The 23160-nt window shown below is 55.6% G+C and carries 30 protein-coding genes and 1 pseudogene; 15 read left to right on the forward strand and 16 right to left on the reverse strand.

Annotated features, from left to right (window positions below; genetic code table 11):
* Nucleotides 1-322 precede the first annotated feature (322 nt).
* Both VVR27_RS06635 and VVR27_RS06640 read right to left on the reverse strand, forming a co-directional pair.
* A complete protein-coding gene (locus VVR27_RS06635) occupies nucleotides 323-865 on the reverse strand; it encodes a Pycsar system effector family protein (protein ID WP_368547656.1) in 543 nt (180 codons plus the stop codon).
* Complete coding sequence (locus tag VVR27_RS06640) at nucleotides 856-1566, reverse strand: adenylate/guanylate cyclase domain-containing protein (protein ID WP_368547657.1); 711 nt, start codon at nucleotides 1564-1566, stop codon at nucleotides 856-858. The genes VVR27_RS06635 and VVR27_RS06640 overlap by 10 nt, the downstream gene beginning before the upstream one ends.
* A gap of 344 nt (nucleotides 1567-1910) precedes the next feature.
* Here VVR27_RS06640 and VVR27_RS06645 point away from each other — a divergent pair, with 344 nt between their 5' ends.
* Nucleotides 1911-2885, forward strand: coding sequence for an adenylate/guanylate cyclase domain-containing protein (locus tag VVR27_RS06645; RefSeq protein ID WP_368547658.1), 975 nt, complete (start codon nucleotides 1911-1913; stop codon nucleotides 2883-2885).
* A gap of 326 nt (nucleotides 2886-3211) precedes the next feature.
* On the opposite strand, the gene VVR27_RS06650 is transcribed toward VVR27_RS06645, so the two are convergent.
* Together VVR27_RS06650 and VVR27_RS06655 are read right to left on the reverse strand one after the other, a co-directional pair.
* Nucleotides 3212-3631, reverse strand: a complete 420-nt coding sequence (locus VVR27_RS06650) for a hypothetical protein (RefSeq protein ID WP_368547659.1) — start codon at nucleotides 3629-3631, stop codon at nucleotides 3212-3214.
* Nucleotides 3632-3942: 311 nt separating this feature from the next.
* Nucleotides 3943-4368, reverse strand: coding sequence for a nuclear transport factor 2 family protein (locus tag VVR27_RS06655; RefSeq protein ID WP_368547660.1), 426 nt, complete (start codon nucleotides 4366-4368; stop codon nucleotides 3943-3945).
* 104 nt (nucleotides 4369-4472) lie between these two features.
* Between VVR27_RS06655 and VVR27_RS06660 the strand changes: the two genes are divergently transcribed.
* A complete protein-coding gene (locus tag VVR27_RS06660; protein WP_368547661.1) occupies nucleotides 4473-4871 on the forward strand; it encodes a winged helix-turn-helix transcriptional regulator in 399 nt (132 codons plus the stop codon).
* A gap of 301 nt (nucleotides 4872-5172) precedes the next feature.
* Here VVR27_RS06660 and VVR27_RS06665 read toward each other — a convergent pair whose 3' ends face one another.
* Together VVR27_RS06665 and VVR27_RS06670 are read right to left on the reverse strand one after the other, a co-directional pair.
* Entirely contained in the window at nucleotides 5173-5751 is a 579-nt protein-coding gene (locus VVR27_RS06665) for a recombinase family protein (RefSeq protein ID WP_368547662.1), read from the reverse strand.
* 472 nt (nucleotides 5752-6223) lie between these two features.
* On the reverse strand, nucleotides 6224-6634 hold the full coding sequence (locus VVR27_RS06670) for a VOC family protein (protein ID WP_368547663.1): 411 nt from the start codon (nucleotides 6632-6634) through the stop codon (nucleotides 6224-6226).
* Nucleotides 6635-6663: 29 nt separating this feature from the next.
* Between VVR27_RS06670 and VVR27_RS06675 the strand changes: the two genes are divergently transcribed.
* Complete coding sequence (locus VVR27_RS06675; RefSeq protein WP_047253626.1) at nucleotides 6664-7266, forward strand: TetR/AcrR family transcriptional regulator; 603 nt, start codon at nucleotides 6664-6666, stop codon at nucleotides 7264-7266.
* A 106-nt stretch (nucleotides 7267-7372) separates the two neighbouring features.
* Here the strand turns inward: VVR27_RS06675 and VVR27_RS06680 are convergent, their stop codons facing one another.
* From VVR27_RS06680 to VVR27_RS06690, 3 genes are all read right to left on the reverse strand, one after another.
* Nucleotides 7373-7972, reverse strand: a complete 600-nt coding sequence (locus VVR27_RS06680; RefSeq protein WP_368547664.1) for a class I SAM-dependent methyltransferase — start codon at nucleotides 7970-7972, stop codon at nucleotides 7373-7375.
* Nucleotides 7973-8775: 803 nt separating this feature from the next.
* The gene (locus tag VVR27_RS06685; protein ID WP_368547665.1) at nucleotides 8776-10488 is read right to left on the reverse strand and encodes a UvrD-helicase domain-containing protein; all 1713 of its coding nucleotides are present in this window, start codon (nucleotides 10486-10488) and stop codon (nucleotides 8776-8778) included.
* Nucleotides 10478-12211, reverse strand: a complete 1734-nt coding sequence (locus VVR27_RS06690) for an ATP-dependent endonuclease (protein ID WP_368547666.1) — start codon at nucleotides 12209-12211, stop codon at nucleotides 10478-10480. Before VVR27_RS06690 ends, VVR27_RS06685 begins: the two co-directional genes overlap by 11 nt.
* Nucleotides 12212-12481: 270 nt before the next feature.
* On the opposite strand from VVR27_RS06690, the gene VVR27_RS06695 reads away from it, so the two are divergent.
* The gene (locus VVR27_RS06695; protein WP_368547667.1) at nucleotides 12482-13060 is read left to right on the forward strand and encodes a recombinase family protein; all 579 of its coding nucleotides are present in this window, start codon (nucleotides 12482-12484) and stop codon (nucleotides 13058-13060) included.
* A gap of 132 nt (nucleotides 13061-13192) precedes the next feature.
* Complete coding sequence (locus VVR27_RS06700) at nucleotides 13193-13711, forward strand: hypothetical protein (RefSeq protein WP_368547668.1); 519 nt, start codon at nucleotides 13193-13195, stop codon at nucleotides 13709-13711.
* A 4-nt stretch (nucleotides 13712-13715) separates the two neighbouring features.
* Here VVR27_RS06700 and VVR27_RS06705 read toward each other — a convergent pair whose 3' ends face one another.
* On the reverse strand, nucleotides 13716-14573 hold the full coding sequence (locus VVR27_RS06705; protein ID WP_368547669.1) for a GNAT family N-acetyltransferase: 858 nt from the start codon (nucleotides 14571-14573) through the stop codon (nucleotides 13716-13718).
* Between the two features lie 125 nt (nucleotides 14574-14698).
* Between VVR27_RS06705 and VVR27_RS06710 the strand changes: the two are divergent.
* The 5 genes and pseudogenes from VVR27_RS06710 to VVR27_RS06735 form a co-directional block, all read left to right on the forward strand.
* Nucleotides 14699-15022: pseudogene (locus VVR27_RS06710) on the forward strand (transposase); the annotation flags it as partial.
* 346 nt (nucleotides 15023-15368) lie between these two features.
* Entirely contained in the window at nucleotides 15369-15677 is a 309-nt protein-coding gene (locus tag VVR27_RS06720) for an ArsR family transcriptional regulator (protein WP_345446628.1), read from the forward strand.
* Nucleotides 15674-15895, forward strand: a complete 222-nt coding sequence (locus VVR27_RS06725) for a hypothetical protein (RefSeq protein ID WP_345446631.1) — start codon at nucleotides 15674-15676, stop codon at nucleotides 15893-15895. Before VVR27_RS06720 ends, VVR27_RS06725 begins: the two co-directional genes overlap by 4 nt.
* A 125-nt stretch (nucleotides 15896-16020) precedes the next feature.
* On the forward strand, nucleotides 16021-16173 hold the full coding sequence (locus VVR27_RS06730) for a helix-turn-helix domain-containing protein (RefSeq protein ID WP_409349939.1): 153 nt from the start codon (nucleotides 16021-16023) through the stop codon (nucleotides 16171-16173).
* A 38-nt stretch (nucleotides 16174-16211) separates the two neighbouring features.
* A complete protein-coding gene (locus tag VVR27_RS06735) occupies nucleotides 16212-16409 on the forward strand; it encodes a hypothetical protein (RefSeq protein ID WP_368547670.1) in 198 nt (65 codons plus the stop codon).
* A gap of 224 nt (nucleotides 16410-16633) precedes the next feature.
* On the opposite strand, the gene VVR27_RS06740 is transcribed toward VVR27_RS06735, so the two are convergent.
* On the reverse strand, nucleotides 16634-17383 hold the full coding sequence (locus VVR27_RS06740; protein WP_368547671.1) for a formylglycine-generating enzyme family protein: 750 nt from the start codon (nucleotides 17381-17383) through the stop codon (nucleotides 16634-16636).
* Between the two features lie 261 nt (nucleotides 17384-17644).
* On the opposite strand from VVR27_RS06740, the gene VVR27_RS06745 reads away from it, so the two are divergent.
* Together VVR27_RS06745 and VVR27_RS06750 are read left to right on the forward strand one after the other, a co-directional pair.
* Complete coding sequence (locus VVR27_RS06745) at nucleotides 17645-18073, forward strand: LexA family protein (protein ID WP_368547672.1); 429 nt, start codon at nucleotides 17645-17647, stop codon at nucleotides 18071-18073.
* Nucleotides 18066-18386: a hypothetical protein gene (locus VVR27_RS06750; RefSeq protein WP_368547673.1), complete on the forward strand. Its 321-nt coding sequence runs from the start codon at nucleotides 18066-18068 to the stop codon at nucleotides 18384-18386. Before VVR27_RS06745 ends, VVR27_RS06750 begins: the two co-directional genes overlap by 8 nt.
* A gap of 20 nt (nucleotides 18387-18406) precedes the next feature.
* On the opposite strand, the gene VVR27_RS06755 is transcribed toward VVR27_RS06750, so the two are convergent.
* From VVR27_RS06755 to VVR27_RS06775, 5 genes are all read right to left on the reverse strand, one after another.
* Entirely contained in the window at nucleotides 18407-19009 is a 603-nt protein-coding gene (locus tag VVR27_RS06755) for a recombinase family protein (RefSeq protein ID WP_368547674.1), read from the reverse strand.
* 150 nt (nucleotides 19010-19159) lie between these two features.
* Complete coding sequence (locus VVR27_RS06760; protein WP_083411136.1) at nucleotides 19160-19366, reverse strand: GDCCVxC domain-containing (seleno)protein; 207 nt, start codon at nucleotides 19364-19366, stop codon at nucleotides 19160-19162.
* Between the two features lie 63 nt (nucleotides 19367-19429).
* A complete protein-coding gene (locus VVR27_RS06765) occupies nucleotides 19430-20068 on the reverse strand; it encodes a vitamin K epoxide reductase family protein (protein ID WP_251380229.1) in 639 nt (212 codons plus the stop codon).
* A gap of 31 nt (nucleotides 20069-20099) precedes the next feature.
* Nucleotides 20100-20795, reverse strand: coding sequence for a thioredoxin domain-containing protein (locus VVR27_RS06770; RefSeq protein WP_251380228.1), 696 nt, complete (start codon nucleotides 20793-20795; stop codon nucleotides 20100-20102).
* A 142-nt stretch (nucleotides 20796-20937) separates the two neighbouring features.
* Entirely contained in the window at nucleotides 20938-21270 is a 333-nt protein-coding gene (locus VVR27_RS06775) for a helix-turn-helix transcriptional regulator (protein WP_251380227.1), read from the reverse strand.
* Between the two features lie 203 nt (nucleotides 21271-21473).
* Here VVR27_RS06775 and VVR27_RS06780 point away from each other — a divergent pair, with 203 nt between their 5' ends.
* The 3 genes from VVR27_RS06780 to VVR27_RS06790 all read left to right on the forward strand — a co-directional run bounded on the left by VVR27_RS06780 (nucleotide 21474) and on the right by VVR27_RS06790 (nucleotide 23097).
* Entirely contained in the window at nucleotides 21474-21857 is a 384-nt protein-coding gene (locus VVR27_RS06780; protein WP_251380226.1) for a helix-turn-helix transcriptional regulator, read from the forward strand.
* Nucleotides 21854-22384 (forward strand): signal peptidase II, encoded by a 531-nt coding sequence (gene lspA / locus VVR27_RS06785; RefSeq protein WP_368547675.1) that lies wholly within the window; start codon nucleotides 21854-21856, stop codon nucleotides 22382-22384. Before VVR27_RS06780 ends, lspA begins: the two co-directional genes overlap by 4 nt.
* A gap of 107 nt (nucleotides 22385-22491) precedes the next feature.
* Complete coding sequence (locus tag VVR27_RS06790) at nucleotides 22492-23097, forward strand: cadmium resistance transporter (protein WP_346924423.1); 606 nt, start codon at nucleotides 22492-22494, stop codon at nucleotides 23095-23097.
* The last annotated feature ends 63 nt before the right edge of the window (nucleotides 23098-23160 follow it).

Here is a 23160-nt window from a genome sequence, read left to right on the forward strand (position 1 = left end):
TACACCCTTTTCGAGCGTCCTCGTGCGGTCATGGCGCAATGAACATCACACTTCACGATCGTGGGCTGTGTTGCAAAAGTCAGCCCCAGAATGTTGAAGGTGCGACTCACAGAGCAGCCTTGGGCAGCAGGTGTAGCGTCTTGCAACGGTTAGGTTGCAAGACTCTTGCAAGATTATGTAGGCGCTAGGACTAATGCAGCCCTTACCGGTCCCCATTGCATCCCACCTTCTAGGAAACTTGTATGATGCCGAGGGTGGTGGGGAAATTCTGCAACGTTCTCGCGTGAAGATAAAGCTGAAGATAACTGATAGAGACGTGGTGCTAGATGAAGCTGATTATGAGTCCGCATAAGCAGAGTAAAAATCCGCCACCCGCTCCACACCACATGGAAATTTGAACCCAGCGGTGTTTTTGCCATGCAATATCTCCCATGACAACAATTTGTTGCGTCAATACCGGGAGGATATCCTTCGTCCTAAGTGCTTCAGCGAGTTCTGAAGCATGCCAATGCCGGACATGCCCGAAATAGACGTAGTTATTTTTTGAAGCCTTGAATGCGCTCTCGGATTTTAGTCGGGGAATTACTACGGCAATCGCGAAAAGCGCGCCGGCTAGGAGTGCAAGTAACCCAAACCAGTAAAGCACGTCGACGATGCCACTGGGGCGGTCCGAGAATAGACGCTGATCGCTAGACAGAATGACGGTGGTAGCAATGGCAGCAGATTCAATAGCGAAGGAGAATGAAGCTTTTGCGTCTACTTTCCCCGTCCAATCAGCCTGTGCCTGGTGTATCTTCCAAGCCTGCTCGATGGCATTCTTATTATCAGCAGATGGCAAGCGCTTTAAATTGAAGATCATGGCCATCGCATCCAAGAAGAGTTATAGGTACGTACTGAGTGAGGCCCCACCACTGAATCAGTTCGCTTGACCCACATTAATTCTTCTCCATACTTCAAATTACGTTCAGATAGGTAGTCGTACACGCGGCTAGTTATTGTAATCGAACCTGGATTGTCTCGGATTCCACTGAGTTTAGCGGCAATGTTGGGTGCGTCGCCGATTGATACGAGGTCACTGTTATTTCTGGCCCCACCGCGGACTATGAAAGTTTCACTGTCATCGATGCCTACACGGTGAGATACCTTCCATTTTTCCTGAGAATCCCATAACTTCGTGTCTAACTTTGAGTTTAGAGTCTCTTTAACTACCCAAGATATGTTGAAAGCCGCATCTACGGCATCATCTCTTCGCTGGTCGCCGACAAAGATTCCCATGACCCTATCACCGTCGAAGCTCCGGATATGCCCGCCCTTAGCACGTATACAGTCCACTGCGATGCGAAGGTAGGCTCGAATTATTCTCGCAGCCATCTCCGGTTCAAAGCGCTTCATTAGCAAAGTAGAATCGGCCATATCCGCGTATAAGTAAGTGGCAACAAGCTTCTTTGCGCCGTTGTATTGTTTGACATCCTCAGTCTTAGGTACCACCCGTGCTTCCTGGGTATCCCAGTCTGCATACAGTATTTGAACAATCTTGGATTCAAATTCTTCTATCGCTGTAGACACTGATACTCTTTATCCTCCTCTGATGGTTGAATTCTATCTTTCATTATTCTAACCTCCGCATGGCGACGAACGGCCTACTTGTGGAGCGCTATAGAGGACGAGCATGGTCCATGACCCCTCCTAATGTGTGACTCAAATACCGTAGCCTGCTCTCTCTCGGGCCGGGTATCCATGAATCTAGAATCGTTGAGAATTCGAGATTCTGAAAAGGCTGAAGTCATCGCTACGCAGGTCTGATATGGGGGCCGGCTTACGGAATGTATTCCCTTTTTATCGCAGTGCTGGGCATCATCGACGAAACGTCGGTCCTGACACGTAGGATTGAAATCGACGAAAGGACAATCGTGGTTGAACTCAATGAACTACTAAAAAAACTTCAAGAACGTACTAGTGCAAAGTTTGAAAAGATGCCCTCGGTTGTACTCAAAGATGGCGCCTTTAATGTTACTAAATTACCGGTTGACAAGCCGGAATGGCACCGAATCACGGACCTGGTAGCTGTAATGTTCGACTTAAAATCTTCCACCAATCTTGAAAAAGGGCGAAAGCCTGCTAGTACCGCAAGCATCTACGATGCGGGTGTGGGTGGCGTCGTCCACATCTTCAACTACTTTGATGCTGACTTCGTCGATATTCAGGGTGACGGGGGATTTGGACTGTTTTGGGGAGAACGGAGATACGAGCGCGCTCTCTGCGCCGCCATTTCAATTCACACCTTTAGCGACGACTTCGAAAGCCAGCTTGAAGCTAAATGGTCAAAGGCGCCGTCAACGGGATTTAAGGTCGGCATCGCAAGCGGACCGGTTTTAGCGAAACGGGTAGGTCTTTCTAAGCATCTGGACATGCAGGAGCCAGTTTGGGCAGGTCGGCCAGTCAACTATGCGGCCAAGGCTGCTCAACAGACTGAACCCGGGAAGACACTTGTTACTGGCAGCGTGTGGGATGCAGTGTCGAATAACGACTACATTGCTTTCTCCTGTGGCTGTGCGGAAGGGGTTGAAGGTGGTGTCCCCTCGTTGTTGTGGGAAGAACGAATTTTAGTCAATATCCCCGATGCGGAAAAATACGGTCAAGTTCTGAAAAGTGGGTGGTGCGTCAACCACGGAGAGGAGTATTGCAACGCAATACTAAATGGAGACACCTACCGTGCGGAAATCGACGAAACTTCGCGGAGCCAACTCACATTACTTGCGTCCGGTTCGGAGGGAGTTAAAATGAAGGCGCGCAAGGAAAGACGCGCCGAGCGCATGATTCTCGAGTCAGAAGTCCTCGCTATGCGAGGAAATCGACGATCTACCTTTAACAAGCTAGATCGATGAAACGGCATGGCAAAGACTGCGAAGCCCCGGCACCGATCTTGAATTAGCTTGCAGAATCCCGAGAAGAACTGGCACGCGCCGAGGTTAAGACATCGATGTTGCTCGCCGCTGTCGGTGTCACCATTGGAGCGCTCATAGCCGCGGTTGTAGGCGGAGCGTGACATCCAAGCCGCCTCGACCATAATGTCGAGTGGCTTTGGTGGCTTGGAATGTTAGGGGACGCCCGTATGAATTTCGATTCATCCCGCATGTGTATTGCAACTCAAGGGTTGGGCGACGTCCTTGAAGGAAGAATCACCCAACCCTAAATAGGAGCACTGTCTTTGCTAGTCCCTCACTGGATTTGCCTCAAACACGACTCGATTTCTTGTTCGGTTCTTGGAGAGCAGACTGTAACTCAGGAGCAACACACCCAACCAGAGCGGACCAATAAAAACAGCAACCCGATAATCAGGCGAAAGAGCCATCAAACTAAGCAACAGCGCGAGAAACATCAACACCGCCACGGTCGTTACATTCCCACCAGGCACCGTAAAGTTCGGGCCAGTAATCTTCGGGTAAACCGGTTGCTGTAATAAGCCCGTGGCCAAAACAACCTTGCGAGCCCTCACTCGTGGACGATCTTCCACCGTGACGTCCCAGAACTGCTCTTCCTCGTCCCATCGCAAAGCAGTAACACGAGAGTTGAATTGAATAGCTGTGGACAGACCAAGACGGGTGGTGAAGTGCTCCAAATACTCGCGCACTTCACCACCTGTCGGGAAGCGTTCCTTCCAATTCCAGGTGTCGATGACATCCTGAGAGAGAGTGAGGCAGTAGTAACGGGATTCGCAGTCCGTTCGAACTCCGGGATACCGATTACTGCTCCACGTCCCGCCGAGCGCAGTGCCGGCCTCTAATAGCAGCGCATCAAATGTTCTTTGCTAGAAGTGATTGGAGCATGGCAAGACCACTAAAGCCGGCCCCAATGATGAGAACTTCACGCGGCATGCCCGCGGAAGTTTCGGTTGATTGCGTCGTGGTCATCTTGTGTCCTCTCTCAGGTAGTCAACTCGGTTTATCCGTTATTCACGGAATCGGCGGAGCCCCAGAAGGCGTCTTCTGCTGGGCCGTCAGAGGAGAACAGGTGCACAGCTACGATCTTTCCGCGTTGCACGGTGATGAGATCGCTGCCGGCTTGATCGAGCTTGACGTCGCCGCGGTCACCGGTGAATTGGACTGGGGCAACCACAAGATCACCATTGACCATCAGCGGGCCGGTCGGAGCAATAGCAAAGGTGCCTTGGCTGACCGTCATCATTCCGCCAATCAATGCATGCACAGCGTCCGGACCAACGTGGGTACCCGAGAAACGGTTTTCCCCCGGCTGGAACCACTTAACATCAGGGTCAAGGTAACCGAGAGCATCCTGAACACGGCCCTCAGCCAGTGCACCAAAATACTGCGAAACGACCTCAATAGGGTTCATAGTCGACATAGTCATGGATCTTTCCTCCGTGAAATAGGTTTTACTGTCTCTCTTATGGTTACAATTAGTTACCTGTTACCTCAACGTAACTATTTCAGGAATTTAGAAAAAGGATGTAAATGACCACGGCGCACTGGAATGTGATGATGGCAAAATGCCCATCGCGGACATCGCTAGCGAGAATCGCGAACAAATGGACGGCGATGATCGTTATTGGACTGTCCGAAGGGCCCTTGCGATTCAAAGAGATTAAGGCAACTGTTGAAGGCATCAGCGGCAAAGTACTAACGGACACGCTCCGGGCGCTCGAACGTGACGGCATGGTCACCAGAACGTTCTACCCCGAAATGCCGCCTAGAGTGGAATACCAACTCACCGAACTGGGCCGAACCCTATCGGAGCCCCTCAACGCTCTACGCACATGGTCTGAAACGCACTTCGATGCCGTCCAAGAAGCGCGCGACGCATATGACCGCGCATCAAAACCATCCGAGGATGATCTCATCACGAGCATCTAGAAAACACCCGGATACAAATGGCAGAGTCGAAAATAACCACCAATTGACTCGTGGCAACCGGAAAGTAGAAATGGCTGATAACTAGCGACTCTCACACCAAGCACCAGGACCAGAAGAAGACGGAACTACCATCAGCCTCGCCGGGCCCAGAAAGCGACCTAGCAAGTAGATCCCCATATTCTTCAATCAAAGAAACCATTTCAACCATAGAAATGACTCTACTTTGAGTTCTGCATTTTCAGATGACGAGACAATCCGAGCGGACTCATCGCGCCACTGTTTAGAGAGGAACTGACCTATCTTATAGCTCGTGGACCCTCTTTAGCTCACGATAGATTGTTGTCCGCGAGACGTTGAAGAGTTCTGCGAGCTCACTCTGTGTATGCTCACCCTGCGGGGCTATCGAGAGCAGATGCTTTCGCTGCGCTGGGGATAGCTTCGGTTGTTTGCCTTTAAGTTTTCCTTTGGCCTTAGCGATCGCCATACCTTCTTTAGTCCGAGCTCGGATGAGATCCGCCTCGAATTCGGCCACCATCCCAAGGACGTTAAAAAGGAGCCGGCCGACAGGATCCTTTGGATCGTAAATACTTCCGCCAAGACTCAACGCAACGCCTTTACGATTCAGTTCGTCGGCGATGTCCCTGGCGTCGGGGAGTGAGCGGGCGAGACGATCAAGTTTCGTGACTACGAGAGTGTTGCCGGCGCGCACAGCAGCCAGTGCTTTTCCCAGTCCTGGACGTTCGCGATTAGTGCCTGTTAGCCCGTGATCGACGTACAGGTTTTCCGGCAGGACACCCAGTGCGGTCAGTGCAGCTTGTTGGGTCGCGAGATCTTGTTCGCTGGTTGAAACGCGAGCGTATCCGATAAGAAGTCCTGTCATGCACTCATTGTTGCAGTTATGGTGCCTTCATCGCGCATATTATCGTGCGAGTCTTACGTGCATATTTAATGACTGTAAACCTCTGAACCGAAATTCCGGATTCGGATGCACGGTGAGGGATCGGCTAACGGACGTCTTGACGAGCAATTCCCTGGTTGACATTGCCAACTGCCTGCGGCTGATGCCGGGGCACACGCTCGAGGACAAGGACGTGTGTCAGAGTCCGAAGTCCTCAGTATTTCTGTCCATAGTCAACAGCACTGCCGCCCGCAAGAGGAACCTCCTACGGGACATTCGCAGAGGTTCCCTGCATTGTGACCTGAAAGAATCTCCTGCATCGCGTGGAGGCGCGACGCCGACGAGCAGCTCGGACTTGGCTCCAATCGGCTAGCCGTCAATGCCCGCGGATGTGGCCCTGCCAACGCAATGATCTCCACAACATCGTTCACAAATGCCGTACGCGAGGGGGCGGTTAGGACGGTTGCGTGAACTGCGCTTCGAACTCTACGCTCGGCGCGATTGGGGTGATGACATCAACCAGTATGCCGTTGGGGTCTGCGGTAATGAAATGTCTCTGGCCAAAGTCCTCATCGCGTAGTGGCGTGATTATCGGTAGGCCTGCGGCAATGAATTTGGCGTATGTGGCGTCGACGTCATCAACTTCAAAGTTGAGCAGTAGGCCGGAAGCAGTCCCTCGGTGCGACTCGGGCACGGTCTCGTGCTGGCCATCCAAGACGGCCAAGGCATGTTCCTCACGTTGCAGGTGGATATACCAGTCGCTTGAAAACAGCTGTTCAAAGCCGAAATGTTGCTGGTAGAAGGCAGCGGTGCCAGCCACATTTTCGGTCATGATTACGGGATAGGAGCTCGAAATGATTTGCATGTAAGAAAACTAACATACAGACTGTATGTATGCAAAAAGTTCAAGTCCAGACAAACGCTCAGCGCAGCGCTCAGACCAGACGGGCGCTGCTTGTCGCAGCACGGTCGCTTTTCATTGAGAAAGGGTTCACCTCCACATCCACGCCAGAGCTGGTTGAGCGAGCGGGGCTGACCCGTGGCGCGCTATACCACCACTTCAGGGATAAGAGCGAAGTCCTGCAAGCAGTGCTCGAGGAGGAGGCCCGCCAGGTCGCAGAGGAGATAGAAAATGCTGCGCCGGCCAACGCCAGCCCTGTCGATGACTTACGAGAGGGCAGCGTCGCCTACCTCAAGGCAATGGCAGTTCCGGGGCGTACTCGCCTCCTACTTATCGAAGGCCCGGCGGCTCTCGGTACGGTCACGATGGAAACAATAGACGAGGGCCATGCCGCCGCATCACTACGGGAAGGCCTCGAAGACGCAATGCCCGGACACGACGTCTCTGCCCTAACGAACCTGCTGTCGGCATCATTTGATCGGGCAGCACTGGATATTGATGGCGGTGGCGACAAAGATACGATCCAGGCAGCGATGCTTTTCCTCATTGACCGGGTTGTGACTCCCAATGGGTCTCGGCACGAAGGGTCTCAGTGAATAGACATTCTGGAATGCCCTGCTAAAGGCTGTGTGCCAATTATCGACGGCGAATTCACCGTCCGAAGTCCTCAGCGCAGGGCTTGAGCGCCCGCAAGGTGAACGTCTACCGGACAATCGCGCAAATTGCTGCGTGGGGCCGGTTGCCGGGATCTTGGCGCTTTTCGACTTCGATCACTTCGAACCCGGCGTCATGCAGCAGGCCACTCATCTGATCAACGGACCAGCAGTAAGCCGTGGTAACCGCGTGGTCAAGCGGTTCTGCGGATTCACCCTCGAAAAAGCCGACGAGCAGGCGCCCTTGTGGCGAGAGAACTCGCGCGAGCTCGATGAGAACTGGCGGTAGTTCTGCCGGGGGCAGATGAATCAGTGAATACCAAGCGAGCACTCCATTCAGGCTTCCATCGGCTGCGTCGAGGCCGCGGAGCGTGGAGACCTGGAACGATACATCGGGAAAGCGAAGTCGGGCACTCTCAATGAATTCGGGCACGAGGTCAATGCCTGAGATGTCGGCACCCCGTCTGTGAAGAAAATCCGTCCAATGTCCCGGGCCGCATCCGGCATCGATGATACGGCCACTAATCTGTTCAGCCCATCGTTCTATGTGGCTCCGATCAAGCTCATGCATGTCATCGACTGCCCCAAGAATAGCCGTGTACTCGGCTGCCCGCGCGGCGTAGGCCTGTTGAACCTGAGAATCAGTCATGCAATAAGTCTAGGGACTTGCAACCACGACCTATCGCGCGGTTTCCCGCTTCGTCGGCCTGAAAGCGGCGTTCCCCATGGAGACTGTCGAGCTGTCCCGTAAGACGGTCGCCATACGGGACACTCGATCCGTTGGCTTGTTACGTTTTCGAAACTCCGAGTTTTCAAAGATTTCAGATTCCCATATACCCCGCCCGAGAAAATGCCCGGTGAAGGGGCCTTATACGGATGCCAAAAACGGTCGTTTAGGACACACTAAACCGTCGGCTTGACCGAAAATATTCGACAGTTGAAAAATCAACAGATTTTCAGGCTCATCTCGTCGCAAAACTCAGTGCCACAAACTATGCATCCAAACATCCTTACCCGCACGAGTATTAATACATTTAGGTTCATGGGACACCTCCTCGGGTACGCCAGAGTCTCTGTCGACGACCAGGACGCACATGCTGCAGAGGGTTTGTTGGTACTGGACGGCCGGCTACCTGGTGTGTAATCTCGCAACATCGTGGACACTGAATCTCATCACATCGTTGACAACCGGTCTCATGACTTTGTGTGTCGCCAGCAAGAACAGAAGTACCTTTAAACGCAGTTCTGCACTTGGATCAAGGCTTGCTGGTAAACCTCGCACGCAAGATAGCATCGATGCCATCGCCCGCAATATAACGAGCAATACAAAGAGGGATCACACCTGGTCCACAGCTAGTTTCGGTTGATTCTGACCTTGGGTATGTGTTTTACCGTGCCCGCGAACCAGACTTGCCTAAAATCGACGCTCAGTCGATAAAATCGTATGTCAGCTCATAGTGCGGGGGCGAAATAACCAAATCCAGCCGCCCTGAACTGATAAAGCACTGACGGCGGATCGGTGTCAGGAATACCTATTGCCAAAAGTTTGCGTGCACGTGTCATAGCCACATAGGTCACTCGCCGCCATTCGTCGGTATCGAGGTCCGCAGTTGATGGTTTGGCCAAACGGTTAGCAAGAATACCGGCCGGCCCATGGTAGCCAAATTCTCGTTGTCGTTCAGACTGCGGCTGTAAGATCAATGCCACGGCGTCGATCGACTCTCCCTTCACTCCGTGAATTGTCGACACTCTTGTTACGCCAACCTGACCAAAGCTTTCCGCTGATCCTAGATTAAGTGCAGAAGCATCTATTTCAACTCCGAGCTTCGAAGAAGGATTTTGCGTCAATTCACTAACTAAAATATCAGTAAGATGAATAGCATCACTAGCCCAAAGTCGCAGATCCCCAGTCGGTACAGGGAGCATAGAAAGAAGTTTAACTACTTTATTTCTGATTTCCAACGGATCCATCATTTGAGTTGCTGACTCACGCCCAAAAGCAAGTCTAGAAAATAGTCTTTCTATTGACTTGTACCCATCTATAGTAATTCCATCTTTAGATAATTTAGCATCTACAAGAATCTTGATATCTTTTGGCAAAATGTCTAAACGTTGTCCACGTATGACAGCAGCAAGATGGTTTGATGGTGCCAGTATCGTCGAGTTTTTCGGCTCGATCCCATATAGCTCAGTCATCTCCATAAAGATGGAGCTGATCATATCCTCTTTACCAGGTGAGTACAAAAAAATCTGCGGTGCGACACCAAAATCTTTAAAAGGACCCACAGCTGTGTCTGCCGGCGTTTCACCGCGCAGGCGTCCCGAAGCATTGCAGATTTCCTGCGACGAACGGTAATTCTCAGTGAGAGTCTCTTCTCTCAGGTCCCATTCCGAAGCCATTGAGGCACAAAGATCTCGCCTTGCACCATTAAAGCCATAAATTGACTGATCGTAGTCACCCACGAGAACCATTGATTTTAAACCTGCAAGCATAATCAGATCCAAACAATCCAACTGCATCTCTGTAGTGTCCTGCGCTTCATCTACTACAATTTCATCAAACCTCTCCGCCAATGCTTGAGCGACACCAGGAATTTCCCGTAGAACACGAGCAGACCAATAGACCGCGTCATTCGCACTAACAACACCAAATTTTGCGGCTTCTAGTTTCGCTGAAAGTACGATTTCAGCAATGTTTGACTCGACGGTATTTTTAGGATTATTTGGTCGGATTTTTCCATCGTTCGTAAATGTATAGTCTTCAGTTTTACAGTTACTAGGATCCCGACGTTCAACTTCTCTAGGATCTATACGTACCGCGGAATCGCTGCCCGTAAGTTTATGCGCAAACGGTGTCAAGACATACTTTTGTAGAAATGAATGGATCGTTCCAATATAGCTGTCTCCAGAGAGCTTTAACCCATGAGACGCCTGTATTTTTTTTGCTATTTCATCAGCACCTACATTAGTGAATGAAATCAGTGCGACTTTAGCACCTTGGCCTCTAAGCCAAGCCACTCGGCCGGCTAAAGCAGTGGTTTTACCCGAACCAGGGCATGCTTGCAGGAATACATTTTTCGTCCCTAGCAGTGCTTTGGCTTGCATGGGTGATAAACCGTAATCGATGCTTCGGGTTGTGGGCGATACCCAATAGTCAGTTGCCACTAGTCACCCATTCCAGAGTTTTTTGGAGGTATTGAGGAACCGAAAAGTCGGCCTGAGAATTCATAGCTAAAACTGCTGCTAATTCTTGAGCAAATACTCCTTTATACGCAGTTACTCGACGTAAAAATTCATCCGCAAAAGCATCTGCGGATGTGAAGGTCTGGTCCTTGATTTGCTCTTGAAGCTTAGAGCCGACTTGCGGCCTAATATTATTCAACGCTTCGATCAATATTTGTGGTTTGGCGAAATTTACGTATGCCAGATCCCATTCGAAAGTTTTCGTCGCTAGGTTTACTTGATGTTGCGGTGACTCAAAATTTGTGAGATATTCTGCAGTTGCAGATCGTGATATTTGATTCCCTTCTTCGTCCTCGCTAGGGTCCGAGTCTGAAACAATCGCACATTTACTAGGCAACCCCTTTATACCGAACAATTTAGCGAATGGCCCAAAGGCAAGACCATCGACACTAATTACTTGAATTCCTTTTTCACTCAGAGACATACCAAGACGGTTTGCTAACTGTGGCATGACGAGTTGTTCCGCGATCCCCTCAACGAGAATGACCCCTTCAGCGAAAAGTATTGCTGATTTTGTAACATCTAAAAATCGACCAAGGTGCGCCAACTCTTTTTCGGTCACATCAATATTTGCAAGGTGTCGCGCTTCGGTCGGTTCGCCGTCGCGTAACTTGGACAGAACAGTCACCCTTCCAAGATCTGCGGTAGATGCAAACTGTGGAGAATGGGTAGTAACAATTACCTGAGTATTTTCAGAAGTCAAACTTTCCAAGTATTCAAGCAATCGCGATTGAAGTTGCGGATGGAGATGTGCTTCAGGCTCTTCAATTAGCAAAACAGTTAATGGCACCGTTTTATCCGACTGGATTGCTGCCAAAATAACCGCTATATAGAGTAGGTTGTTGTATCCTAGCCCGTTGTCCGCTAGCTGGATCGGATTGCTTCCCCCGAGCATCGCTTGAAGATTTCCAACTATGCGATCGAATCGAGCTTCGGAAAAACCCATTTGAGTTTTTTGTGCAAACGGGCCTTCACCAGTAATACCTGTCAAGCGATCTTGCACAGCTGTAGCAGAACGTTTGACGGCATCTACTTTAGCGAGAGCCTCGTTAGCGTCCTGAATGATCTTTACTAATTCTTCACGATCTGAATGATTCTCAGGGGCAAAACTAGCTAGAAGGCTAGACAGGCGGTTAGCAAACCCAGGTCGTAAATCTGCTTCTGCATCCCGTAGGGCAGGTAGAAATATAAACCGAACAGATTCTCTCGCGATAGCTTCTAGATCGTTTTGTCCAAATTCTCCACCAAAGTACCGCGTGCGCGGTCGTCCGCTGCTTGCGATCTCGGATCTTAATGTTATTCTTCCCGATCCTGGACAAGATGTATCGGTCAATGTCGAGATAAGTCGACCGCTATCGACTGGCTTGATTCCAACAATGTCCGTTGTGATCTCGAGACGACTTCTCTTATCTTCTTTTTTTGAAGCATGACTAAAGTCGTCAATTCCCACCCTACGGTCTCCCTGGCGTTCGTTGAACGGTAAGAGAGAACAACGTAAAGCGTCAATTACAGATGTTTTTCCCGCGTTGTTTGCCCCTGCTATGAGCGTTAGGCCTTTGGTAAGCGGGACGGTAGTTTCCAATCCGCGAAACCCTGAAATTGTGATGCGTTCTATATGCAATGTTCGTCTCTCCTTAACTCCCATAAAAGCAAATACATAGATATTTACTAAGATGGACCAGGGTATTGGTTATAAAAGAGATTCTACAACCTTGCACGCCTTCTCATATAGGAGTCACCTGTTTGATCATTCGTCTTCCAACCTATAGGTTGCAAGACGTCTCAATGAGCCCCAATCCCTCGGCAAAAAATCCGCAGAAACTCAACGCCCCCAAATTCTCGCAACTATGTGTCGCAACCAATGATGTAAAATCGGGTCTACACCCTTAGTTGCGAGATACTTTTTGAAGGACCGATGACCAAACTGATCGGATACGCCCGCGTCTCCACCAAAGCCCAAGACACCGACCGGCAAATCCAAGACCTCCTCGCTGCCGGCGTTCGGCGCGATGACCTCTACACCGACCATGGTCTCTCCGGCGCACTGGCCAAACGACCCGGCTTGGATAGAGCACTGACCGCGCTGCATCCGGGTGACACGCTCGTGATCACCACTTTGGACCGGCTCGGGCGCTCCACCCAGAAAATGCTCGAACTGGCCGAGGAACTACGCGAACGAAATATCGGATTGCGGGTGTTGAATCTCGGCGGCGGAGACGTGGATACCAAAACGCCCATGGGTGCCATGGTCTTCACCGTCATGGCAGCCCTGGCCCAAATGGAGCTAGAGATCAAACGCGAACGCATCAATGACACCGTGACCAAACGCCGTACCACCGGTGGCGATCTCGGTGGCCGACGCCCCACCTTCACCGAATCCCAGATCCGCACCGCATCCAAGCTCATTCAGGCCGGTGAGCCAGCGACCCAAGTTGCCAAGGATATGGGAATGTCCCGAGCAACTCTGTACCGACGAATCAAAGAGCTTTCATAACCAACCGGTGATCGACAAGGGTTATAGCGTTTCTTGCCCTTGCATACTGTTCTAGAGTCCAGGTCACTCGTCGGAGCAATAGACTACGCTGAGCAGCATCGGACACAACCTTTCCACGACTGGAGCTGGATCTTGGCCAGAACAAGAAAGACTACCGCCGAAGTTGCAGACCTTATACGCAACGGCAAAAGAATACCCACTACTGTAGAGGTCGAGAACCACGCTATCCGGTTCTACCCTCGTCACTGGTTGAACCGGTGGGACGAAAATATGCCGGTCATTCCTTCCGTTTTTCAAAGCGGAGAAAAGGACAGTAAAGGGCGACTTACCCTTAGCCGCGGCGACCTATTCACTCTGGGTACCATGGTGGAAACTGCACAAAATGCGGTCAACTTCTACGTCGCGGTCTGTTCATGGGACGCCGGTGCCAAAGCTCGGGATATCTACCGTCGAATTCCAACATTGAGCGAAACGGACGTTGGAGAAAAATTCCTCGGCGGAATCATGCTCGCCCAAGACTCGAACCTCGAATCGGAAGTTGCCTACCGATTTTTCTGGAGACGTGAGCAGTACAGACTCAAGGGTCTCGGCCCAGCCTTCTTCACCAAGCTTTTGTACTTTGCAGCCGGTTTTGACACATTATCAGATTAGCCCTTTAGGGCTCGAGGTCGATTCGTGCCTCCGTGCATCTGTATCCTGCTCGCTCGAACGCCGCGGCCATGGGTGTGTTCACTGCGTCGGTGGTTGCGGTGATCCGTGGTGCTCCGGCTGAGGCGTGGAAGGCGGTGATGAACCCCAAGAGGTCATCGACGTATCCGTGTCCGCGGTGCTCGGGCAGGACCGCGAGGTAGCCGACGTTGCGATTCGTGGGTGTTGCCGAAGGGATCGCGATGCCAATGATGGTGTTCTGTTGGTCGTACGCGACGCGCCACCAGTCGCGGTCGCCGGGACAGGAACGGTAGTAGTCCACCTCCTCCCGAGCCAAGCTCAGTGCGTTGGTGCTGGTCAGCTGGCGTCGCGTCATGACGTCGAGCGAACCGTGGGCGACGAGGGCGATGAGGTTGATAAACGTGTCGTCGTCTGCCTGCTCGAACCGCAGTTGCGGGCTGGGTTCTTGTATCGGGCTGCCTTGGTCCCATTGGAACTGGCGTCGTTCGTTGTGCTGACTCAGGCCAGCAGTGGCGGCTGCCGCGATCTTCGCATGGACGTCATTCGCTACGGCGGTGTTATCGCGCCACGTGATGGGGACACGCATGGTATGCGGCAGCGGGGTAGGGGTACCGTGAACTTCCACGGCGGCGTGGCCCTGTTCCAGCAACGCGCTGAGGATTGCTTCGGACATGTCGTGGCCGGGGACGGCATCCCATACGTCCAGTGCGATCGGCTTGTGCTCATCTCGTCCCCACCACAGGGCCCGGCCCACAATGCTACCGTCATCGTCGAGAGCAACCTGCGACCAGCGAGGTTGCAGGCGACCGGAGGCGATCTCAGTCTGTATCTGGTCGGGTGTCATACCAGTCCCGGGTGTGGTGGGCATGTGAGCGGCCTGCTGAAGAAGCTCTGCGGTGGGTGTTTCGATCCTCATTCCACACATTGTTGCATAATTCTGAAGGAGTATTCAGATGTTGGTTGCCCCGCACAAGCAATTCCCTCCGCCAGATTCTGCGCCGTCGCGGGATCAAGGCAGTGATCCCCGAACCTCGCGACCAGCAGCAACACCGCCGCGACCAGCAGCAACACCGCCGCGACCAGCAGCAACACCGCCGCGACCGTGGTTCACGCGGCGGCCGACCTGTCGGCCTCGACACGGAGGCCTACCGCGGCCGCAACGTCATCGAGCGTGGCTACAGCGACGTGAAGCAATGGCGCGGCCTGGCCACTCGCTACGACAAACTCGGCCTGGCCTACCGAGCCGGAGCCGTCCTCCGCGCGATCAGCCAGTGGCTCAACCACCTCGTTTGACGAGGTTTCGGGATATCGCTCCCAGACCTACGCACTCGTCCGTTCCGGGGAGCTGCGCTCGATCCAAGTCGGCGGCCGTGGGCAGTTGCGCGCCGAGCACCCCGAGCTCGAGGCGTCCATCCAGCGCTGCGGCGAGGAGACTGCGCAGCTCGTCGCGCGCAAGGAGGAGGCGACCCCATGAGGTCGACCCCTCCCGTACTCGCCGGCGGTGCAGGCCGGCCCGCAGTCCGACCGGCCACCCCGGGTGAGCAGCCAGCGTCTCCGCCAGACCCGGTAGAACTTGCGCACCGCTGACTGTAAGCATATACTTACACATGACATCGTTCGATTACGATTCGGAGGGATAATGGACGCAGCACGGCTCGCTCAGATACTCAGTGCTCTCGGAAGTGAGCCTCGGTTGCGAATTATCGCCTCCCTAGAGACGGAGTCGACCCATGTCAGTGAGCTGGCCCGCCGACTCGGGATGTCTCGGCCACTGCTCTACCAGCACCTCAACCGCTTGGAAGCTGCTCGACTCATCGAGAGTAGCCTGGAACAGCTCGGAGAGAGCCGAGTGAGGAAGCACTACTGGGTCGCTCCGTTTCAGCTTGAAATAACTCCAGACCACATTGTGCACCTAATTAATCAAGAAAAGGAAAGGGAATCTTCGTGACACTTACCGCTACCCTATTTGTTATCATCCTCGCCGTCGCACTACCACTCGCGATCTTCGTTGCTCTTACTGTCTGGGTGGTACGCACCGTCACCAGCGCACGACGCGAAACGGCAACGGCGATCGATGGTTCGAACCAACTCATCGTGGAGCACCTACGCAACATCACCGAGCGGTTGGATCGGATTGAGGCCCAACTCAGCGAGGTCCCCGAGTAATCAGGCCCTCCAGAGAGCCGGTGACCGCCACGCCCCTCTTCATGACGCTGGAGGGCGTGCAGACCATCATGTCCATTGGCCGCTCCCAGCCCTACGCACTCGTCCGCTCCGGTGACCTGTGAGCGATCCAGGCCGGCGGCCGCGGACTTTGGTGCGTCGAGTGCCCCGGGCTCGAGGCAGCCAAGCTCATTCAGGCCGGTGAGCCAGCAACACAAGTCGCCAAAGACATAGGCATGTCTCGTGCGACGCTCTATCGACGGATCAAAAAACTTCCCTAATTAACATTACTCAGTAAGGGTTACAGCTCTCCCTGCCCTTGCTGACCGTTCTACAGCGTGGGCAACTCGTCGGAGCAATAGACTACGCTGAGCAGAAAGGTCGCTCAGGCGTTGACGGCGACGTGCCTATCGAAGCTCTCTGCCGTAGTGTCGAGGATGCCGGATTCGACGTCGTGGGCGTGGCAGAGCACGAGTGCTTAGATCCCGTCCCCGCTCACGCACGATTCGTTCGATGAGGGCGGCCGGCGCTGAATCGTCGGACATATCGCAGGGATAATCGCCCGTATCGAGGTCACTAGTGACGACTTCCCAGCCGTCTGCCAAGAGTCGCGGAACGATCCCAGCTGCAATACTGTTGAGTCGCGCGGCTCCGGTCACAAGGGCGAGAGGCATTTTTCTACACTAGCGCCGCTCATTCGCAGGTATCTGCAGCCGCTCAAATTGGACGTTTGTGATGTGTTTATTTCAATGGTGTCCAGCCCACGGGCAACGGACCGTCGAGCTTCGCGCGTTGACGGTCGGCATGCTCCGACCAACCCTGTCCGCCGTCGGCGATCTTACTCAGAGACACCGCTCCGCGAGCAACACGAAATCCAACATCGTCCACGATGGCATCGGGTGCATTCCCTCGACGGACACCCACCCGGCAACTCCATCGAGGGTCTGCCCAACCGCCACCTTTCAGGACTCTGTAGTCGCCGTACCGCGCAGGGTCGAGACGGTCCCAGCACCACTCCCAGACATTGCCGAGCGTGTCGAAGAGTCCGTATGCATTAGCGTCTTTGCCTGCAGAAGGCTGCGGGCCGGTCGTACCGTCCTCTTCTGTCCAAGCGATCTGGTCGAGGGGACCGTGTCGGGGCCCTGTAGAACCGCCCAAACTACCGTGAACCCATTCGGCTTCGGTAGGCAGTCGATACCCTTCGGCCCGTGGATTCCACTGAACAGTGTCACCGCCGATGAGGTAGGCGGGCTGCAACCCCTCGTGTTCGGATGCACTATTGCACCAGGTGACGGCCTCTCGCCACGTCACGCCAGCCGCGGGTAAAGAGCAATCGCCGGGAGTGGTTTCCGTGATCCGTCCCGCCGTAAGGTCGGTCGTGCTAACAGTGACTGTGCTCAACCAGAATGAAATGAGGGCGACGTGCCTCTCGGTGCCGCGTCGAGCGTCTGTGAGACGAACCAGCCCAGGAGGGATACGAGAGAACTGCATGCAATGAGTGTATGCCAAGCCTTCATGCGATTCGACGCTTTCCTAGGACGGCGGTCAGCTATGTCATTAAGCGTTCGGAAAACCGCGACATTTACCGCCGCCAGTTACACCCGCCTTTAGGCAGGGATTAGCTTGTATCAAAAGTCTGTATCAAAACCTGGCTGTAATCAAAACTGCCTAAAATCGTTTTTGATACAACCATGGTCACCATATAGTACACATATTCTATGTCCGATAGAACACATGTACTATCATGTGACTATGCACGCTCACCTCATCGCCAAACTCGATAGCACCGCTTCACTGGTGCTCCAAGCCCCAGAAACCCGCTTGCCCGCAGGCTTCCCCTCCCCAGCCCAAGACTACTCAGCCGTCGATATAGATTTGAACGACATCCTCTTCCACGACCGCGCGGCCACCTATATCTTCCGCGTCACTGGCTCATCCATGATTGACGCCGGAATAGCCGATGGAGATGAAATCATCGTGGACCGCTCGATCACTCCGAAAGAAGGTTCGGTGGTGGTTGCTGCCATTGATGGCGAATTCACCATCAAGCGCTTCAGCATCGACCGCAACGGCCAAGGCTGGCTGTTACCCGAAAATAATGCTTACCCACCTATTCCTATCCCTAAAGAATCTGAATTTACTATCTTTGGGGTAGTGACCCGCTGCCTACACCGTGTCTAACCTGATATTCCACGTCGATATCAATAGCTGCTACGTTGCCTGTGAGCGGATTCTTGACCCTTCCCTAGAGGGTAAGCCTGTAGTGGTGCTTTCTAATAATGACGGTTGCGTTATTGCTTTATCCTCTGAGGCTAAAGCCCTGGGCTATAGGATGGGCGACCCCTGGTTCAAGGTTGAGCTACGCGCGTCCGCACAAGGGGTTATTGCCCGTTCATCTAACTATGAGCTCTATGGGGACATTTCAAACCGGGTCATGAGTGTGCTGCAAGAACAAGCAGCCGACTTTGAACAGTATTCCATGGGGTCTTGGTAGTAATGGGGACGGATTGAGCGCTAAGCTTCCAGGGTCGCTCTGGCGGTGGGGCGCCGTCCGATGCTTGCCTTGTTGAGGTGCCCGTAGATGGTGGAGCGCGGGACCTGGAGGAGGTCGGCGATGCGCTGGACCGTATGGGTCCCCGCGTCGTAGAGCTGCTGGGCGTGGTGGGCCTGGTCGGGGGTGAGTTTCGGGCGTCTTCCTCCTGTTCGCCCGCGGGCGCGGGCGGCGGCGAGTCCGTCGCGGGTGTTGGCGACGATGAGTTCTCGTTGCAGTTCGGCCAGGACTGAGAGCATTCCGAACATCGCACGTCCTTCCGCAGTCGTGGTGTCGATGCCCTGCTCAAGGACACGTAATCCCACACCACGCTCGCGGAGGGCCGCACCGAGGGTCACCAGGTGGAGCGCCGAGCGTCCGAGCCTGTCCAGGCGGGTGATGACCAGCTGGTCGCCTGCGCGGTTGGCCGAGGCGAGGGCCTTGTCGAGCTCGGGCCTGCTGGCCTTGGCACCGCTGGCATGGTCGAGGTAGATGTTTGCCGGGTCGACACCGGCGCGGGCCAGGGCATCCGTTTGGTGGTCAGGGTTTTGGTCGGCGGTGGAGACCCGCGCGTATCCGATCAACATGTGTCGATAATACCGGTGCTGCATGGTTTGACGACGTTGATTTCCGGCACAGGTTTCCGACATTGTTTCCGCGGCGTGTCGCCGACAGGTTCGGGATGTCGTCAAATGACCGTTTCTCGACATGCTACGTCCAGTCGCGGTGTATCCCGCTTAGAGCAGACCCCGCTCCTGCTGTTTGGGTGGGCAGGGAACCGTTCCATAGGAGCAGAAAACGCAGCAGTCCCCCACCGCTGGGCGTAGACGCTCCCCGCAGCCGGGGCATACCCAGAAGAACTGGCATGCGTCGGTCGGCATCTGAACGGAAGTGGCTACGCCGCACGACGGGCACGACACCACGGAGTTTAATTCGACGGACATCTCTAGGCTCTCCATGGGTTGGCAGAAAATGCGGTTGACGGCCCCGATTGTCTGGGTGACCGGTCAGCCGATGAAAGCGGGCAGGAATCGCAGAAAGACCGACCCTGCGACCAAGACGTAGGCGATGGCCACGAGGGTGCCTGCCCACTCGGCGGCGAACCTGGTCACGGCCCGGGGCGCGGGAATGACGCCGTGGACGAGGTTGCGGACCGTGAGCAGGATAAACAAGGGGATCATCGCCGCCCACACCACCATGCAGTACAGACACAGGATGTAGATCTCGAACAGGGCCTGGCTCCAGAGCCAGATAACTAACACCATCCCCAGGCTCACTCCGGCTTGCAGCCCGGCCCAGTACCAGCGCCCCGGGGCAGCCCCGGAGAGCACCATCATGGCGGTGGCCAGGATGAGGGCGAAGGCGACGATGCCGATCAACGGGTTGGGGAAGCCGAAGAGTTCCGACTGCCAGGTTCCCATGACCCGCCCGCAGGACACCCACGGGTTCACATCGCAACTGGTCACGTGGCCCGGGTCCTCATACAAGGCCAGACGTTCCAGGACGAGGATGGCCGAGGCGACCCAGCCCACCGCCCCGGTGACCAGCAGCACGAAGCCGAAGGTGCGGGGGCGGGCGAAGCGGGGCACCCGGATCGCCGGGTCCCGGGGGCCGGCTACGGGATCAGCGGTGACAGGTGTGCTCATGGAGTCTTCTTCCGGATCTGGCGACGGCGGATTAGTTGGCGGCCGTCGCTTCGACGGCGGCCCTGAACTGTTCCAGGGTCTGCACATTGAGCATCTTCCCATCGAGGAAGAACGTCGGGGTCCCGGTGACGCCCAGGGCCTTGCCGTCGTTGACGTCGAGCTTCACGCGTTCCTCGGTGGCAGGATCGGCGACGGCGGCGTCGTAGGCGGCCATGTCCAGTCCCAGGTCTTCGGCATAGGTGCGGAACAGGGCACTCTTGTTGTCGGCTGATTCGCCCCACTGGGCCTGGGTGTCAAACATCTTCTTGTACATCGGCTCGTAGGCATCCTGCTGCGCCGCGGACTCCACGGCCACGGCGGCGTTCATGGAGTTCAGGTGCCCTGGCAGCGGGAAGTACCGCTGGACGAAGGTGACGTTCTCCGAGTACTCGGCGCGCAGCTCCTCGACGAACGGGTAGGCCGCACCGCAGGCCTCGCACTCGAAGTCCAGGAACTCCACCAGGACCGCCTTCTCGCTTGGTGCTTGGGAAAGCACCCGGCTGTTCTCCCGCACGACCTGCTGTTCGGTGGTGGCGGCGTCGGCTGCTTGGGGGGAAGCGGCCTTGGAGTTTCCCTGGGCGACGGCGTAGCCGATGATCGCAGCGACAACGGCAGCGGCCAGCAGGATCCAGACGACGATCTTGGGTTTCTTCGGGGATCGGGTGCTGGGAGGGATGGGATTGCTCACGTGGTGTTCCGTTCTGTAGTCGGCGTGCACTAGGGCAGGCCGGACGGGTGGGGAGTGTGGGGTGGAATGGCCGTAGCCGGGCGCGGCTGTTCGGTGCACCGTGGCAAGGAGGAATGCGGTTCCCTGATGATCGGCTGTCCCGTCACCGGCAGGTGCATCCTTCGGGGGTGCAGCAATCCGGGTCCACGGTGAGGACGAGTTCCAGCATATCACCCAAGGCCGATCCGAGCCGTGGGTCGGCCAACCGGTACCAGGTGTTGCGGCCCTCCGGCTGGGCCGCAACCAGTCCGCATCCGCGCAGGCAGGTGAGTTGGTTCGACATCGACTGCCGGGAGACGCCCAGCTCCGTGGCCAGGTCCGAGGGCCTCGCGGGGGCGTCACGCAGGGCCAACAGGATCCGGGTCCGGGTCCCGTCCGACAGGGCGTGGCCCAATTGCGTCAAGGCCGAGGTATGCGTGGGGGTTGCGCTTTTCATCAAACACCACGGTACATGATCCAATGTAGAGTGATCCATTTCCGAGGTCGGGTGAAAGCCACCTCACTCGGCATCCAGCATTCGGCCCGACTACGCCTTCTCGATCCCCGACGCTCCCGTCAGTCGAGGTCAGGAGCGTGCCCTGGAAGCCTCCACTGCGTTCATCAAACTCGATATATCGTAATTTACGATATGATCGATGTATGACGATTGAATATAGCGGTGAAGACGGCTGCAAGGGGCTTGACCCGGCAGCCGCCCTGTTCCATTCCCTGGGCGATCCAGCCCGCCTCGCCATCGTCAAGCGGATGGCGCATGGTGAGGTCAGGGTCAGCCAACTGACCCATGAGCTGGGGTTGGCCCAATCGACCGTGTCCACGCACATGGCCTGCCTGCGGGACTGTGGACTCGTCGAGGGCCGCGCAGAGGGCCGCAGTGTCTACTACTCGCTGACGCGTCCCGAGCTCATGGACATGCTGGCCCAGGCCGAAATCCTCTTGGCCGCGACCGGCAACGCGGTGAGCCTGTGCCCGACCTATGGCACCGCCGCCAGGGAAAACGACACCATCCAGGAGAGTGCCCGATGAGCGACGCCTGCGGCATGAGCGCGGCAGCCGAGCGGACCACAGGAGGGCGGTCTGGCCACTTCCGGTCCCGGTCCCGGACCGTGATGCTGGGCGGGGCGGCGTTGCTCGCCGCCACCGACCTTGTCTCGAAGTGGGTGGCGGAGAGAAACCTGACCGTGGGCGAGTCCCTGGGCCTGGGGCCGCTGGACATCAGGCTGTTTTACAACACCGGGGTGGCCTTCAGCCTCGGCGCATCCCTCCCGCCCTGGACAGTCGCGGCCGCGACCGGGCTGATTATCGCGGCCCTGTCCTGGTTCCTGCTGGCCTCCGAACCGGCCATGACCGGGCTCTCCCGCACGGGCGCGGCCCTGTTGCTCGGCGGCGCACTGGGGAACTTCATTGACCGGCTGGACGGGCGCGGGGTCGTGGACTTCCTGCACAGCGGATGGTTCCCCACCTTCAACCTCGCAGACGTCCTTGTCACCGCGGGTGCCGCCTTGATGGTCCTCGGGGCGTTCAGGCGCCAACCGGAAGAAAATCCCGAATAGTCCGTCCGACTCGCCCTGCCGCAATCCGGCGCGCAGCGCGGACAAAATACCGGTAGCGCCACCGGAGCCAGGCGGCGCCACCGATCCCCCCACCCTGAAAGGAAACCATGTATCTCATCCCCTCCATCCTGCAGGCCATCGGCCTGTTCATGGCCACCAACATCGACGACATCATCGTGCTCTCATTGTTCTTCGCCCGCGGTGCCGGACAGCGCGGGACAACGGCCCGGATCCTGGCGGGCCAGTATCTCGGCTTTGGCGGAATCCTCGCCACGGCCGTCCTCGTGGCGCTGGGCGCTGGGGTATTCCTCCCTCCCCAGGCGATCCCCTACTTCGGCCTCATCCCCCTGTTCCTCGGCCTGTGGGCGGCCTGGCGAGCCTGGCGGGCAGCCGACGACGACGACGACGATGATGCCAAAGTCGCTGGCAAGAACGTGGGGGTATTAACTGTCGCGGCTGTCACCTTCGCCAACGGCGGGGACAACATCGGGGTCTATGTTCCGGTTTTCCTCAGCGTGGGACCGACCGCCGTGGTGGCATACTGCATCGCCTTCCTCGCACTGGTTGCAGTTCTCGTGGTGCTGGCCAAGTTCATTGCCACGCGCCGGCCGATTGCCGAGGTCCTGGAACGCTGGGAACACATCTTGTTCCCTCTCGTCCTCATCGGCCTCGGGGTGTTCATCCTCGTCGAGGGAGGGGCCTTTGGACTCTAACAAGTCCACCTCCGGCAAGGACAGGGCCGGCACTCTTTCGTCACCGCAATCCCCGAACCCCGA

The organism is Rothia sp. LK2492 (assembly GCF_040946345.1).
GTDB lineage: Bacteria > Actinomycetota > Actinomycetes > Actinomycetales > Micrococcaceae > Rothia > Rothia endophytica.

Coding starts and splice junctions, on each gene's coding strand:
- VVR27_RS06635 (WP_368547656.1), bottom strand. CDS start 865: ATGGCCATGATCTTCAATTTAAAGCGCTTGCCATCTGCTGATAATAAG.
- VVR27_RS06655 (WP_368547660.1), bottom strand. CDS start 4,368: ATGACTATGTCGACTATGAACCCTATTGAGGTCGTTTCGCAGTATTTT.
- VVR27_RS06660 (WP_368547661.1), top strand. CDS start 4,473: ATGACCACGGCGCACTGGAATGTGATGATGGCAAAATGCCCATCGCGG.
- VVR27_RS06665 (WP_368547662.1), bottom strand. CDS start 5,751: ATGACAGGACTTCTTATCGGATACGCTCGCGTTTCAACCAGCGAACAA.
- VVR27_RS06670 (WP_368547663.1), bottom strand. CDS start 6,634: ATGCAAATCATTTCGAGCTCCTATCCCGTAATCATGACCGAAAATGTG.
- VVR27_RS06675 (WP_047253626.1), top strand. CDS start 6,664: ATGCAAAAAGTTCAAGTCCAGACAAACGCTCAGCGCAGCGCTCAGACC.
- VVR27_RS06680 (WP_368547664.1), bottom strand. CDS start 7,972: ATGACTGATTCTCAGGTTCAACAGGCCTACGCCGCGCGGGCAGCCGAG.
- VVR27_RS06690 (WP_368547666.1), bottom strand. CDS start 12,211: ATGGGAGTTAAGGAGAGACGAACATTGCATATAGAACGCATCACAATT.
- VVR27_RS06695 (WP_368547667.1), top strand. CDS start 12,482: ATGACCAAACTGATCGGATACGCCCGCGTCTCCACCAAAGCCCAAGAC.
- VVR27_RS06705 (WP_368547669.1), bottom strand. CDS start 14,573: ATGACACCCGACCAGATACAGACTGAGATCGCCTCCGGTCGCCTGCAA.
- VVR27_RS06720 (WP_345446628.1), top strand. CDS start 15,369: ATGGACGCAGCACGGCTCGCTCAGATACTCAGTGCTCTCGGAAGTGAG.
- VVR27_RS06740 (WP_368547671.1), bottom strand. CDS start 17,383: ATGCAGTTCTCTCGTATCCCTCCTGGGCTGGTTCGTCTCACAGACGCT.
- VVR27_RS06745 (WP_368547672.1), top strand. CDS start 17,645: ATGCACGCTCACCTCATCGCCAAACTCGATAGCACCGCTTCACTGGTG.
- VVR27_RS06755 (WP_368547674.1), bottom strand. CDS start 19,009: ATGTTGATCGGATACGCGCGGGTCTCCACCGCCGACCAAAACCCTGAC.
- VVR27_RS06760 (WP_083411136.1), bottom strand. CDS start 19,366: ATGTCCGTCGAATTAAACTCCGTGGTGTCGTGCCCGTCGTGCGGCGTA.
- VVR27_RS06765 (WP_251380229.1), bottom strand. CDS start 20,068: ATGAGCACACCTGTCACCGCTGATCCCGTAGCCGGCCCCCGGGACCCG.
- VVR27_RS06775 (WP_251380227.1), bottom strand. CDS start 21,270: ATGAAAAGCGCAACCCCCACGCATACCTCGGCCTTGACGCAATTGGGC.
- VVR27_RS06780 (WP_251380226.1), top strand. CDS start 21,474: ATGACGATTGAATATAGCGGTGAAGACGGCTGCAAGGGGCTTGACCCG.
- lspA (WP_368547675.1), top strand. CDS start 21,854: ATGAGCGACGCCTGCGGCATGAGCGCGGCAGCCGAGCGGACCACAGGA.
- VVR27_RS06790 (WP_346924423.1), top strand. CDS start 22,492: ATGTATCTCATCCCCTCCATCCTGCAGGCCATCGGCCTGTTCATGGCC.